A 13348-nucleotide genomic window follows, 5' to 3' on the forward strand; every position below is an offset into this window, starting at 1 on the left:
CGGGCGGCCCGCCGGGCCGCTCGCCCGCGTCCCCGGACCCGGCCGCGCACGACGGCATCGCGCTCGCCGCAAGCAGCCCCGGCAGCCCCGGCAGCGGTGCCGCGTCGGTGTCGGAGGTGTCCCAGGGCGCCACGGCGACCAGCGCGAGCGGCGCCTCGGCCGCACCCGGCCGCAACGCATCCCGTAGCGCGTCCGCCGCCGCCTGTCGCTCGGACCCTCCGCTCAGCAGCAACTCCCGCAGCAGATCGCCCAGTTCGGCACCGGCCCGGGCCTCGGCCGCGAGCAGCGCGCCGATCCGCGCGGCGGTCTCCATGGCCTGCTCGATGCGCGGATCGGGCGGCGTCCCGCGCCCGCCCAGCTCCAGATTGCTGAGGTGCCCGTCGTCCAGCAGCCAGACGTACCCGTGCACGATGCCCCGGTGGCGTACGGGCAGACAGATGCGGCCCTTGAAGACCCCGGCCGCCGGGTCCGGCGGGATGCGCAGCGCGAATTTGGCGCGGGCGATGCCGAACCCCTCGAACCAGGCGCGGACCGCCGCCGTGGACCGGCGCTGCAGGATCGACCGGGTCCGTACCGGGTCCATCATCGAGTCGTCGTCACCCTCGTGCGCGCCGAACGCGATCAGCCGGAAGTCCCGGTCCTCCAGCGTCGCGGGTGCGCCGAGCGCCGCCGAGATCTCGTCCACCAGCTGCTCGTAGTCCCCTGGCATGCGCCGTACGGCTCCTCTCAGGTCACCTCTGCGTCAGATGTCACGGCACATTCTCATACATCTGTCTGAGATGCCGGACACGAAGGCGTGACAGCTGTCGATGGCTACCGACGTACCGTGAAACTTACGTTTCTGGTGGCTCGACCTGCCGGCGCGCCCCGCACGCTCGGCATCTGTCATCCGTGAACCGTGGAGGTGTCCCGTGCTGGGTCCCGTGATCCTCGCCGCTGCGCGCAGCGACAAAATGCGCCGTCTCGTCTCGGCCGCGCCGGTCACCCGCTCCGTCGTCGACCGCTTCATCGCGGGCGAGACGCTGGGCGACACCGTCCCCGCAGTCCGCTCCCTGGCCGACGCCGGCCTGGAGATCACCCTGGACGTGCTGGGCGAGGACATCACCGACCCCGCGCAGGCGCTCCGCAACCGCGACGCCTACCTGGAGCTGGTCGAGGGCCTCAAGCCGCTCGGCCTCGGCACCCGTGCCGAGATGTCGGTCAAGCTCTCCGCCTTCGGGCAGGCCCTGCCCGGCGGCCACGAGCTGGCCCTGAAGAACGTCACCCCGGTCGTCGAGGCCGCCGCCGCGATCGGCACGACGGTCACCCTGGACATGGAGGACCACACCACCGTGGACTCCACCCTCGCCATCCTCGGCGAGCTGCGCGAGCGCTTCCCGCAGACCGGCGCCGTCCTGCAGTCCTACCTCTTCCGTACCGAGGACGACTGCCGCGCGCTGTCCGGGGAAGGTTCGCGAGTGAGGCTGGTGAAGGGCGCGTACAAGGAGCCCGCCACCGTCGCTCACCAGGACAAGGCCGAGGTGGACAAGGCGTACGTCCGCTGTCTGAAGATCCTGATGGCGGGCGAGGGCTACCCGATGGTCGGGTCGCACGACCCGCGCATGGTCGCCATCGCCCAGGACCTCGCCTTCCGCGCCGGCCGCAAGAACGAGGACTACGAGTTCCAGATGCTCTACGGCATCCGGGATGACGAGCAGCGCCGGCTCGCCGCAGAGGGCCACCGCGTGCGCGTCTACGTCGCCTACGGCACCGACTGGTACGGCTACTTCATGCGGCGGCTCGCCGAGCGCCCCGCGAACCTCGCGTTCTTCGCCCGCTCGCTGCTCACCCGCAGCTGACCCCGGGGGCCGGATCCGGTCCCGTACATACTCCGCACCCGCACCCGACAGAAGGAGACACGGCCGCCATGGACGCTGTGACCCACGTCCCCGCCCCGTACAACGAGCCGGTGCACGGCTACGCCCCCGGCTCCCCGGAGCGCGCCCGCCTGGAGGCGAAGCTCAAGGAGCTCGCCGAGAACCCCATCGATCTCCCGATGACGATCAACGGTGAGAAGCGGATGGGCGGCGGTGAGCGCTTCGACGTCGTCCAGCCGCACAATCACAAGGCCGTGCTGGGTACGTACGCCAACGCCACCAAGGCCGACGCGCAGGAGGCCGTCGACGCGGCGCTGGCCGCGGCCCCGGCCTGGCGCGCGATGTCCTTCGACGACCGTGCGGCGATCCTGCTGAAGGCCGCCGACCTGCTGGCCGGCCCCTGGCGCGAGACGATCGCCGCCTCGACCATGCTGGGGCAGTCCAAGACCGCCCAGCAGGCCGAGATCGACGCGCCCTGTGAGCTGGTGGACTTCTGGCGCTTCAACGTGCACTTCGCGCGTGAGCTGCTCCAGGAGCAGCCGCTGATGCAGCCCAACGGTGTGTGGAACCGCCTGGACCACCGCCCGCTGGAGGGCTTCGTCTACGCGATCACGCCGTTCAACTTCACCGCGATCGCCGGCAACCTGCCCACCGCCCCCGCCCTCATGGGCAACGTGGTGGTCTGGAAGCCGTCCCCGACCCAGACCCACTCCGCCGTCCTGCTGATGGAGCTGCTGGAGGAGGCCGGGCTGCCCAAGGGCGTGATCAACCTGGTCACCGGTGACGGCAAGGAGGTCTCCGAGGTCGCGCTGCCGCACCCGGAGCTGGCCGGCGTGCACTTCACCGGCTCGACCAAGACCTTCCAGTACCTGTGGAAGGAGGTCGGCCAGAACATCGAGAAGTACCGCTCCTACCCGCGCCTGGTCGGCGAGACCGGCGGCAAGGACTTCATCGTCGCGCACCCCACCGCGGACCCGGCGATCCTGAAGACCGCCATCACCCGTGGCGCCTTCGAGTACCAGGGCCAGAAGTGCTCGGCCGCCTCGCGTGCCTACATCGCCCGCTCCACCTGGGAGAACGGCTTCAAGGACGAGCTGGCCGCCGAGGTCGAGGGCCTGGCCATGGGTGACGTCACCGACCTGTCGAACTTCATCGGCGCCGTCATCGACGACCGCTCCTTCGCCAAGAGCAAGGCCGCGATCGACGCGGCCAAGGCCGACCCGGCGTGCGAGATCATCGCGGGCGGCACGTACGACGACTCGGTGGGCTACTTCGTCCGCCCGACCGTCATCGCCTGCTCGGACCCGGAGAACGACGTCTTCAAGACCGAGTACTTCGGCCCGATCATCGCGGTGCACGTCTACGAGGACGCCGACTTCGACGCGACCGTCGAGCAGATGGAGTCGGCCTCGGCCTACGCCCTGACCGGCGCCGTGCTCGCCAAGGACCGGCAGGTCGTCGCCGAGGTCTCCGACAAGCTCCGCTTCGCGGCCGGCAACTTCTACATCAACGACCGCCCGACCGGCTCGATCGTCGGCCAGCAGCCCTTCGGCGGCGGCCGCGCCTCGGGCACCAACGACAAGGCGGGTTCGAAGTTCAACCTGCTGCGCTGGATGTCGCCGCGCTCCATCAAGGAGACGATGGTCGCTCCGACCGACTACCGCTACCCGCACATGGGCTGAGGTACGGAAGCGCACCGCCCCCGGCCGTCGGGCCGGGGGCGGTTTCGCGTTTCAGTGCCCGGTCGCGCCGCCGTTGTCGCGGCGGTCCAGGGCGCGCTGCAGGGCAGCGGCGGCGTTCCTGCGGTCGGTCTCGCCGGACGTACGCACACGGTGGCGGATCCTGCGGGCGGGGGCAGCGGTGTCGGCCATGACCACGTCTCCTTAAGAATCGTCTGATCGATCCCCGAGATGCCACGAAGGCGGAATGCGACGCCGGAGCGGGCGGGGCCAGGTCGCGCCAGGGGTCGCCTGTGGATGCGCGCCGGCCGGAGCCGCCATCGCTGGGTGGAGCGAGACGTTCGGCTTCTACAAAAGTAGGACAGTAGGGCCGTGATGTCTGCACAATTACTTGGGCTTCCTACTATCTGAGACGGCGGGGTCGCCGCGGCTTTAGTTGTACAGTGCATGTATAGGGGGTCGCGCGGAGAACGAGGAGGTTCTCATGAAGGCCACGATGAAGGCCGTGCAGTACCGGACGGTCGGTGCCGCACCCGAGGTCGTCGAGGTGCCGGTCCCCGAGCCGGGCCCCGGCCAGGTACTGCTGAAGGTCACCGCCGCCGGCGTGTGCCACTCCGACATCGCGGTCATGGAATGGCCGGCCGAAGCGCTGCCCTTCCCGCTGCCGCTCACCCTCGGCCACGAAGGCGCGGGCACGGTCGCCGCGCTCGGCGAGGGCGTCACCGCCTTCTCCGCCGGCGACGCGGTCGCCGTCTACGGCCCGTGGGGCTGCGGCGCCTGCGCCAAGTGCGCCGAGGGCAAGGAGAACTACTGCCTGCGCGCCCCCGAGCTGGGCATCCGCCCGCCGGGGCTCGGCGAGCCCGGTGCCCTCGCCGAGTACCTCCTGATCGACGACGCCCGGCACCTCGTGCCCCTCGGCGGCCTGGATCCCGTCCGGGCCGTGCCGCTGACCGACGCGGGCCTCACCCCGTACCACGCGATCAAGCGCTCGCTGCCCAAGCTGGTCCCCGGCTCCACCGCCGTCGTCATCGGCGCGGGCGGCCTCGGCCACATCGCCGTCCAGCTGCTGCGCGCGCTCAGCCCGGTCCGCGTCATCGCCCTCGACCTCAGCGAGGCGAAGCTGGCGCTGGCCCGCGAGGTCGGCGCGCACGAGACGGTGCTCTCCGACGCGGCCGCCGCGGCGAAGGCCCGCGAGCTGACCGGCGGCCTCGGCGCCCAGCTGGTCCTGGACTTCGTCGGCGCGGCGTCCACCGTGACCACGGCGGGCGCGGTGGCCGCGGTCGAGGCGGACGTGACGATCGTCGGCCTCGGCGGCGGCGCGCTGCCCGTCGGCTTCGGCACCTCGGCGTACGAGGTCTCGGTGTCCTCCCCGTACTGGGGGAGCCGCGGCGAGCTGGCCGAGGTCCTGGACCTGGCGCGGGCCGGGGCGCTGTCGGTGCACGTCGAGACGTACGGCATCGACGACGCGCCGCTGGCCTACGAGCGGCTGCACGCGGGGAAGATCAACGGCCGGGCCGTGATCCTCCCCAACGGCTGACCCCGCAGCCCCTCAGCGGGTGGTGCGGGACGTGCGCTCCACGTCGAAGTGGTCGATGCGCTCGCCGGTCTCGGCGAGCGCCGTGACCTTCATCCGGGGCCGGTGCCCGGTCTCGACCTCCACCGCGAGGAACGAGAAGCCGGTGTAGCGCACCCGCGACCACTCCACCTTCTCGGTGTTCTTCCCGCCGCCCTTGCTCCAGTGGTACGTGTCGACCTCGTCCAGGTCCTTCACGTGCCCCTCGTAGCTGTCCGGCACGGGGAACTTGTACAGCTCCTTGCCCGCGCCGCCTGCCGTGACGTACACGATGCCCTCGCGCGCGGAGTCCACGCTGCCGCCGACCGGCACCTTGCGCGAGACGTCGGTGCCCTTGATGGCGTCGGTGCGCTCGTAGATGTGGTTGTGGCCGTTGATCACCAGGTCCACGCCGTGCTTCTCGAAGAGCGGCAGCCAGGCGTCGCGGACGCCGCCGTCCGAGGCGTGCGAGACGGTCGTGGAGAACGCGCAGTGGTGGAAGAAGACCACGATGAAGTCGATGGCCCTGTCCGCGCGCAGCTCGCCGAGGCGGCGGTCCAGCCACTTGGTCTGCCGGCCGCCGGTGTACCCGGTGTTGGCGGTGATCTCGTACGAGACGTCGTTGGCGTCCAGGGCGACGACGCCGACGTTGCCGTAGGTGAAGGAGTACACGCCGGGGGCGTTCTTCGCGTCCGGGCCGTTGCCCGGCAGGGACCAGCGGGCGTTCTGGCCGCCGTAGCCGTTCGGCGAGTACCACGCCTCCATGTCGTGGTTGCCGGTCGTCACCATCCACGGCACGGACTTGGCGACCGTCTCGGTCTGGGCGAGGAACTGGTCCCAGACCCGCGCGTCGTAGGTGTCGTCCTCCGAGCCCTGGCCGTCCGGGTCGGCGTAGCAGATGTCGCCCGCGTGCAGGTGGAAGGAGGGGTTCTGACCCAGGATCAGCTGGTCGTTGGCGAGCGCGTGGTAGCTGACGCCCTGGTCGCCGAAGGCGGTGAAGGTGAACTTCTCGGGGCGGGCCGGCGCGGTGCGGAAGGTGCCGATCGTGCCGATGTGGCGCGCGTCGGCCGGGTCGAAGCCGTCGTGGCCGACGCCGTAGTAGTACGTCGTGCCGGGCTTGAGGCCGTCCAGCGCGGCGTGCAGGTAGTACTGGTCGACGGCCGGCAGCTTCTTCGTGAGCGCGGGGGTGTGCAGGTCCCGCACCTCCGCCTCGACCTTGCGGCTGAGGTCCCACGGCTTCAGGCCCACCCGCAGGTACGGCCGCTTCACCGCGAACGGCACCTGCCAGGAGACCCGCAGCTGCGTCTTCGGGTCGGCGCCGAACTGCAGGTGCCGGCCGAAGGGCGCCACCATCGAGCCGTCCACCGCGGTCGTGGCGGGCGCGGAGAGCAGGGTGGTGGAGCGCGGCGCCGCGCACGCCGTGGTGGAGCCGAGCAGGCCGCTGCCCGCGACGATTCCCGCACCGGCGGCCGAGGTGCGCAGCAGGCCGCGGCGGGACAGCTTGGTGCGCAGGTACTCGTGCTGCTCGGCCATGGACATCCGGGCGGCGAGCCGCTCGGGGATGCCGAAGCGGGGAATGTCGGGGGAGTGGGGGGTCTCACGTGAAGCCATGCCGGGAATGTGCCACCACCCGGAAACCGGATGGCATATACAGGGTTAACTGCGGTTGACCGAACCTTCACAGTCCGCATGCCGGACACCGGGTGTCAGCCCCTGGGACGAAGAGTAGGGTCCAGGCATGTCTCGCAGCATTCGCCTCGCAGTGATCCCCGGTGACGGTATCGGCCAGGAAGTCGTGGCCCAGGGCCTCAAGGTCCTGACCTCCGTCCTCCCGCAGGACGTGAAGCTGGAAACCAAGGAGTACGACCTGGGTGCCAAGCGATGGCACGCCACCGGCGAGACGCTGCCGGACGCCGAGATGGAGTCGCTCAAGCAGCACGACGCCATCCTGCTCGGCGCCATCGGCGACCCGTCCGTGCCCTCCGGTGTCCTGGAGCGCGGTCTGCTGCTGAAGCTCCGCTTCGCCTTTGACCACTTCGTCAACCTGCGCCCGTCGAAGCTCTTCCCGAACACCGGCACCCCGCTGGCCGGCCGCCCCGACATCGACTTCATCGTCGTCCGCGAGGGCACCGAGGGCCCGTACACCGGCAACGGCGGCAGCCTGCGCACCGGTACGCCCCACGAGGTCGCCACCGAGGTGAGCCTGAACACGGCGTACGGCGTCGAGCGGGTCGTCCGGGACGCGTACGAGCGCGCCCAGGCCCGCCCGCGCAAGAAGCTGACGCTGGTCCACAAGAACAACGTCCTGGTCCACGCCGGCCACATGTGGAAGAAGATCTTCGACAAGGTGGGCGAGGAGTACCCCGAGGTCACCACCGACTACCTGCACGTCGACGCCGCGACGATCTTCTTCGTCACGCAGCCGGAGCGCTTCGACGTCATCGTCACCGACAACCTCTTCGGCGACATCCTCACCGACCTCGCCGCCGCCGTGACCGGCGGCATCGGCCTGGCCGCCTCCGGCAACATCAACCCCTCGGGCGCTTTCCCGTCCATGTTCGAGCCCGTCCACGGCTCGGCCCCGGACATCGCCGGCACCGGCAAGGCCGACCCGACCGCGACGATCCTCTCCGTCGCGCTCCTCCTGCGGCACCTGGGCTACGAGGCCGAGGCCGCCCGCATCGAGGAGGCCGTCGCCGCGGACCTCGAAGGCCGCGACGGCACCCCGCGCACCACCGACGAGATCGGCGACGCGCTCGCCGGCCGAGTAGCCGGCTGACGCCGCTGCTCCACACAAACAGCTGAAAGCTGTTCCCGTAGCCCAGCGGCAGCGCTCCCAAGCGCCCGGCCGCTGGGCTACTCGCCGGTTGGGTGCGACCATCGACCCCAGGCCACGCACGCGCACTACGCCACCTCCTTCCTCTCCGCGGTCCCAGCCGAGCGATAATCGGACGTGGGGCCACGCACCAGGGGAAGCTCGGACGTCCATGTACTGACCGGACGCCGCGCGTGCGCAGCCGCCACAACCACACCGGTGAAGGACACGCACTCATGACGACGCCCACGATCGAGCTCAAGCCCTCCTCGCACCCGCTGCCCGCCGCGGAGCGGGAGAAGATCCTGGCCGGCCCCGGCTTCGGCCGGCACTTCACCGACCACATGGTGACGATCAAGTGGACGGAGGGCCGCGGCTGGCACGACGCACAGCTCGTTCCGTACGCGCCGCTCTCGATCGACCCGGCGAACATGACGCTGCACTACGCGCAGACGATCTTCGAGGGCCTGAAGGCGTACCGCCAGGCCGACGGCTCCGTGGCGACCTTCCGCCCCGAGGCCAACGCCGCGCGCTTCCAGCGCTCCGCGCGCCGCCTGGGCATGCCCGAGCTGCCCGTCGAGACCTTCATCGCGGCGTGCGACGCGCTGGTCCGGCAGGACCGCGACTGGGTGCCCGCGCACGGCGGCGAGGAGTCGCTCTACCTGCGCCCGTTCATGTTCGCCACCGAGGTCGGCCTCGGCGTGAAGCCCGCCAACGAGTACCTGTTCATCGTGATCGCCTCGCCCGCCGGTGCCTACTTCCCCGGCGGCGTGAAGCCCGTCTCCATCTGGCTGTCCGAGGACCGCGTGCGCGCCGTCCCCGGCGGCATGGGCGACGCCAAGACCGGCGGCAACTACGCCGCGTCCCTGCTCGCCCAGGCCGAGGCCGCCGAGAAGGGCTGCGACCAGGTCGCCTACCTCGACGCGGTCGAGCACAAGTGGGTCGAGGAGCTCGGCGGCATGAACCTGTACTTCGTGTACGGGGCTGAGTCCAATGAGAAGCCGAAGATCGTCACGCCGACGCTGACCGGCTCGCTGCTCGCCGGTATCACCCGGGACTCCCTGCTCACCGTCGCCCGCGACCTGGGCTACGAGGCGGAGGAGGCCCGCGTCTCCATCGACCAGTGGCAGGCCGACACCGAGAACGGCACGCTCACCGAGGTCTTCGCGTGCGGCACCGCCGCGGTGATCACGCCCGTCGGCACGGTCAAGCGCAAGGGCGCCGAGTGGACCCAGAGCGGCGGCGAGCCCGGCGAGGTCACCATGAAGCTCCGCGAGGCGCTGTTGGACATCCAGCGCGGCACGGCGCAGGACACCCACGGTTGGATGCACCCCCTGGGGTGACCCCGCCGCACCACGGCAACGGGCCGCCCCGGACGCGTACATATCCGCGTCCGGGGCGGCCCGTCCTCGTGCCTCCGGAAGGCCGCTACGGCACCTCCGCCGGCGCCTCCTCCACCGGGACCACGGTCGCCGGCACCGTCGCCGGGCGCCGCGTCAGCACCCCGTACAGCGCGCCCGTGACCAGCGCCGACAGCAGGAAGGACAGGTCGATGCCGCCGGTGTACGGGACGAGCGGGCCGGTGTAGAGGGGGGTGTCCACCGCGGCCAGGCCGACGAGCGAGCCGGCTGCCCAGGTCACCGTCGCGGGCAGGTTCCAGCCCGCCGTGTACCAGTAACGGCCGCCCCGGGCGCGGCGGTTGTAGACCTGCAGCGCCTCGGAGTCGTAGACCCCGCGGCAGCGGACGAAGCCGATGACGGTGAGTACCGCCCAGGGCGTGCCGACCGCGGTGAGCAGCAGGACGAAGGAGGTCATCGCGTCCTGCGCGTCCCAGGCGAAGTGGCCGAGGTAGACGAAGAACGTGGCGACCGCGGCGACCACGTACGTGGCCTGGGTACGGGTGGCCCGCGGCAGGATCGCGTCCAGGTCCAGGCCCATGGAGTACAGCATCAGGCCCGCGTTGCCGACCGAGCCGGCCGAGGCGGCGAGGAAGAGCGGGACGAGGAACCAGAAGGGGGCGCCCGCGACGAGCGGCCCGGCGTAGTCGTCGATCGCGTCGACCGCGAGGGCGGTGAAGGTGCCGAAGAGCTGGGGGACCAGCAGCCCCGCGACCAGGCCGAGACAGGTCGCGAGGAAGACCTTGCGGGAGGTGTGGCGGCGCGGGGAGATGTAGCGCGTGTAGTCGCCGAGCAGGGTGATGAAGGCGATCGGGCCGCTGAGGCCGGCCGAGACGACCGCGAGCAGCCAGGTGGGCCAGAAGGCGCCGAGGAGGTACTCGCTGCCCTGCGGCGCCGCGGTGGTGAAGTCGGGCGCGTACGCGAAGAGTCCGACGAGGAGGATCGCGCTCATGCCGAGCGCGAGGGCGCGGGAGAGGCGGAGCAGCAGCTTGTAGCCGTAGACCGCGCCGGCCGCGGTGCAGACCGCGAGCAGTGCGTACACGGCCGCGTAGCTCGCGCCGCTGTCGGGCAGGCCGATGAGCCGGGCGAGGGTGCCGACGACCGCGTCGCCGCCGACCCAGAGGGTGAGCGCGGTGTAGCCGAGCGAGAGCAGCAGGCCGATCACCGAGCCGACGAGCCGGCCGCGCACGCCGAAGTGCGCGCCGCTGCTGGTGGAGAGGTTGGTGCCGGTCCGCAGGGAGACCAGCGCGAGCGGCGCGGTGAGCAGCGTGCCGACGAGGGTGCCCACGGTGAGGGAGGTCACCGACGGCCAGAAACCCAGTCCGAAGGAGACCGGTAGCCAGCCGAAGATCACCACACCGAGGGCGAGGTTCGAGCCGAGCAGGATGGAGACGAGGTCGCGGGGGCGGCTGGTGCGCTCCTCATCGGGGATCGTGTCGACTCCGCGTTGTTCGATCGGCATGAGAGGGCTCCTCTGAGAGGCCGGACGAGTGCTGGGCGGTACCGCCCCGGTGTGTGGCGTTCCGCTTTTATTGAGCGGCGCTCAATGTGACCCATGCCCCTGTGCGCGGTCAACCCTTTCGGACAACGGGTTTTCTTGGTTAGAGTGACGTTCAAATCGATCAGGAGGTGTGGTGGCATGCGGCTGACCCCGACCGAGCGCGACCGGCTGCTGCTGTTCGGCGCCGCCGAGCTGGCGAGAGCGCGCAGGGCACGCGGCCTGAAGCTGAACGTGCCCGAGGCGACCGCGCTGGTCGCGGACACGGTCTGCGAGGTGGCCAGGGACGGCGGCCGGCTGGCCGACGCCATCGCGGCGGCCCGCGCGGTCCTCGGCCCCGACGACGTGCTGCCCGGCGTCGCCGACGTGGTCACCGAGGTGCACGTCGAAGCCGTCTTCGACGACGGCTCCCGGCTCGCCGTGGTCAGCGACCCGATCGGCGGGGGCTCGCAGGGCGACGCCGCGCCGGGCGCGATACTGCCGGGGCCCGCCGACGAGGCCCCGGAACCCGCGCTGACCGTCCGCGTCCGCAACACCGCGACCGTCCCCGTCAGCGTCACCTCCCACTTCCACTTCTTCGAGGCCAACCCCCGGCTGGACTTCGACCGCGCCGCCGCCTACGGCATGCGGCTCAACGTCCCCGCCGGCTCCTCCCAGCGCTTCGACCCGGGCGCCGAGGAAGAGGTCGGCCTCGTACCGATCGGCGGCGACCGGATCGCCATCGGCTTCGCGGGCCTGGTCGACGGCCCGCTGGACGCGCCGGGCGCGAAGGAAGAAGCACTGCGGCGGGCGGCCGCCTGCGGCTATCTGGGGGCGGAGACCGAGGAGGAGCGGGCATGACCATCGATCCGCAGGAGTACGCATCCGTGCACGGCCCGCGGGCCGGCGACCGGGTCGTCCTGGGCGACACCGGCCTCGTCGTCCGCGTCGAGTCCGACGCCCAGAAGCCCGGCGACGAATTCCTCGCCGGCTTCGGCAAGACCGCCCGCGACGGACTGCACCTCAAGGCCGCCGCCGTCCGCGAGACCTGCGACGTCGTCATCAGCAACGTGCTGGTCATCGACGCCGTACAGGGCATCCGCAAGGTCTCCATCGGCATCCGCGAGGGCCGCATCAGCGGCATCGGACGGGCCGGCAACCCCGACACCATGGACGGCGTCGACGTCGTCGTCGGCACCGGTACCTCGATCGTCTCCGGCGAGGGCCTGATAGCCACCGCGGGCGCGGTGGACACCCACGTCCACCTGCTCTCGCCGCGCATCATGGAGGCGTCCCTCGCCTCCGGCGTCACCACGATCATCGGCCAGGAGTTCGGCCCCGTCTGGGGCGTCGGCGTCAACTCGCCCTGGGCCCTGCGGCACGCCTTCAACTCCTTCGACGCCTGGCCCGTCAACATCGGCTTCCTCGGCCGCGGCTCGTCCTCCGACCCGGCCCCGCTCGTCGAAGCACTCGCCGAGGGCGGCGCCTCCGGCTTCAAGGTCCACGAGGACATGGGCGCGCACACCCGCGCCCTGGACACCGCCCTGCGCGTCGCCGAGGAGCACGACGTCCAGGTCGCGCTGCACAGCGACGGCCTGAACGAGTGCCTGTCCGTCGAGGACACCCTGAAGGTCCTGGACGGCCGTACGATCCACGCCTTCCACATCGAGGGCTGCGGCGGCGGACACGTACCCAACGTCCTGAAGATGGCCGGCGTCGAGAACGTCATCGGCTCCTCCACCAACCCCACCCTGCCCTTCGGGCGGGACGCGGTCGCCGAGCACTACGGCATGATCGTCTCCGTCCACGACCTGAAGACCGACCTGCCCGGCGACGCGGCCATGGCCCGCGACCGGATCCGCGCCGGGACGATGGGCGCCGAGGACGTCCTGCACGACCTGGGCGCCATCGGCATCACCTCTTCCGACGCGCAGGGCATGGGCCGCGCAGGCGAGACCGTCCGCCGTACCTTCGCCATGGCCGGGAAGATGAAGGCCGAGCTCGGCCCCATGGAGGGCGACGGCGCGCACGACGACAACGCGCGCGTCCTGCGCTACATGGCCAAGCTCACGATCAACCCCGCCATCGCGCACGGCCTCTCCCACGAGATCGGCTCGCTGGAGGTCGGCAAGATGGCCGACATCGCGCTGTGGCAGCCGCGCTACTTCGGCGCCAAGCCCCAGATGGTGCTGAAGTCCGGCTTCCCCGCGTGGGGCGTCACCGGCGACCCCAACGCCGCCACCGACACCTGCGAACCGCTCGTCATGGGCCCGCTGTTCGGCGCGCACGGTGCCACCGCCGCCGACCTGTCCGTCGCCTTCGTCAGCGGAGCCGCGGCCGCGGCAGGCTCGCCCGGCCGGGCCTTCGACTCGCTGCCCACCCGCCGCCGGCGCGTCGCCGTCCGCGGCACCCGCGGCATCGGCCCGCGCGACCTGCTGCTGAACGACCGCGTCGGCAGCGTCCAGGTCGACGGCGACAGCGGCCTGGTCACGCTGGACGGCGCCCCGATGCGCTCCGACCCCGCCGAGTACGTGTCGCTCTCGCGGCTGTACTTCCTCTGAGCCACAGCGGT

10 protein-coding genes and 1 pseudogene are annotated in these 13348 nt (G+C 71.4%); 7 read left to right on the forward strand and 4 right to left on the reverse strand.

All coding sequences use genetic code 11. The features are described 5' to 3' along the window. Positions 1-709: pseudogene (locus CCS38_RS26300) on the reverse strand (PucR family transcriptional regulator); the annotation flags it as partial. A gap of 202 nt (positions 710-911) precedes the next feature. Between CCS38_RS26300 and CCS38_RS26305 the strand changes: the two are divergent. Continuing rightward, complete coding sequence (locus tag CCS38_RS26305) at positions 912-1838, forward strand: proline dehydrogenase family protein (protein WP_223735806.1); 927 nt, start codon at positions 912-914, stop codon at positions 1836-1838. A 68-nt stretch (positions 1839-1906) separates the two neighbouring features. Further along, positions 1907-3538, forward strand: a complete 1632-nt coding sequence (pruA, locus tag CCS38_RS26310; RefSeq protein WP_223735807.1) for an L-glutamate gamma-semialdehyde dehydrogenase — start codon at positions 1907-1909, stop codon at positions 3536-3538. A 51-nt stretch (positions 3539-3589) separates the two neighbouring features. Here the strand turns inward: pruA and CCS38_RS26315 are convergent, their stop codons facing one another. Further along, positions 3590-3727 carry a hypothetical protein gene (locus tag CCS38_RS26315; RefSeq protein WP_169746137.1) on the reverse strand — a complete coding sequence of 46 codons (138 nt, stop codon included), beginning with the start codon at positions 3725-3727 and terminating at the stop codon, positions 3590-3592. Positions 3728-4031: 304 nt separating this feature from the next. Between CCS38_RS26315 and CCS38_RS26320 the strand changes: the two genes are divergently transcribed. Continuing rightward, positions 4032-5072, forward strand: a complete 1041-nt coding sequence (locus tag CCS38_RS26320) for an NAD(P)-dependent alcohol dehydrogenase (protein ID WP_223735814.1) — start codon at positions 4032-4034, stop codon at positions 5070-5072. A gap of 12 nt (positions 5073-5084) precedes the next feature. Here the strand turns inward: CCS38_RS26320 and CCS38_RS26325 are convergent, their stop codons facing one another. Further along, positions 5085-6698 carry a purple acid phosphatase family protein gene (locus CCS38_RS26325; protein ID WP_223735808.1) on the reverse strand — a complete coding sequence of 538 codons (1614 nt, stop codon included), beginning with the start codon at positions 6696-6698 and terminating at the stop codon, positions 5085-5087. 127 nt (positions 6699-6825) lie between these two features. Between CCS38_RS26325 and CCS38_RS26330 the strand changes: the two genes are divergently transcribed. Continuing rightward, a complete protein-coding gene (locus CCS38_RS26330; protein WP_223735809.1) occupies positions 6826-7866 on the forward strand; it encodes a 3-isopropylmalate dehydrogenase in 1041 nt (346 codons plus the stop codon). A 272-nt stretch (positions 7867-8138) separates the two neighbouring features. Next, positions 8139-9245 carry a branched-chain amino acid aminotransferase gene (locus CCS38_RS26335; protein WP_223735810.1) on the forward strand — a complete coding sequence of 369 codons (1107 nt, stop codon included), beginning with the start codon at positions 8139-8141 and terminating at the stop codon, positions 9243-9245. Positions 9246-9330: 85 nt separating this feature from the next. Here CCS38_RS26335 and CCS38_RS26340 read toward each other — a convergent pair whose 3' ends face one another. Beyond that, a complete protein-coding gene (locus CCS38_RS26340) occupies positions 9331-10761 on the reverse strand; it encodes a cytosine permease (RefSeq protein WP_223735811.1) in 1431 nt (476 codons plus the stop codon). A 177-nt stretch (positions 10762-10938) separates the two neighbouring features. On the opposite strand from CCS38_RS26340, the gene ureA reads away from it, so the two are divergent. Both ureA and CCS38_RS26350 read left to right on the forward strand, forming a co-directional pair. Further along, positions 10939-11637: an urease subunit gamma gene (ureA, locus tag CCS38_RS26345; RefSeq protein WP_223735812.1), complete on the forward strand. Its 699-nt coding sequence runs from the start codon at positions 10939-10941 to the stop codon at positions 11635-11637. After that, positions 11634-13337 (forward strand): urease subunit alpha, encoded by a 1704-nt coding sequence (locus CCS38_RS26350; RefSeq protein WP_223735813.1) that lies wholly within the window; start codon positions 11634-11636, stop codon positions 13335-13337. The genes ureA and CCS38_RS26350 overlap by 4 nt, the downstream gene beginning before the upstream one ends. The last annotated feature ends 11 nt before the right edge of the window (positions 13338-13348 follow it).

Source organism: Streptomyces purpurogeneiscleroticus, from assembly GCF_020024005.1.
In the GTDB taxonomy this organism is placed as follows: Bacteria; Actinomycetota; Actinomycetes; order Streptomycetales; family Streptomycetaceae; genus Streptomyces; species Streptomyces purpurogeneiscleroticus.

Excerpts from the sequence above, each read along its gene's own strand:
- CCS38_RS26320 (WP_223735814.1), top strand. The coding sequence starts at position 4,032 with ATGAAGGCCGTGCAGTACCGGACGGTCGGTGCCGCACCCGAGGTCGTC.
- ureA (WP_223735812.1), top strand. The coding sequence starts at position 10,939 with ATGCGGCTGACCCCGACCGAGCGCGACCGGCTGCTGCTGTTCGGCGCC.
- pruA (WP_223735807.1), top strand. The coding sequence starts at position 1,907 with ATGGACGCTGTGACCCACGTCCCCGCCCCGTACAACGAGCCGGTGCAC.
- CCS38_RS26340 (WP_223735811.1), bottom strand. The coding sequence starts at position 10,761 with ATGCCGATCGAACAACGCGGAGTCGACACGATCCCCGATGAGGAGCGC.
- CCS38_RS26325 (WP_223735808.1), bottom strand. The coding sequence starts at position 6,698 with ATGGCTTCACGTGAGACCCCCCACTCCCCCGACATTCCCCGCTTCGGC.
- CCS38_RS26330 (WP_223735809.1), top strand. The coding sequence starts at position 6,826 with ATGTCTCGCAGCATTCGCCTCGCAGTGATCCCCGGTGACGGTATCGGC.
- CCS38_RS26350 (WP_223735813.1), top strand. The coding sequence starts at position 11,634 with ATGACCATCGATCCGCAGGAGTACGCATCCGTGCACGGCCCGCGGGCC.
- CCS38_RS26315 (WP_169746137.1), bottom strand. The coding sequence starts at position 3,727 with ATGGCCGACACCGCTGCCCCCGCCCGCAGGATCCGCCACCGTGTGCGT.
- CCS38_RS26335 (WP_223735810.1), top strand. The coding sequence starts at position 8,139 with ATGACGACGCCCACGATCGAGCTCAAGCCCTCCTCGCACCCGCTGCCC.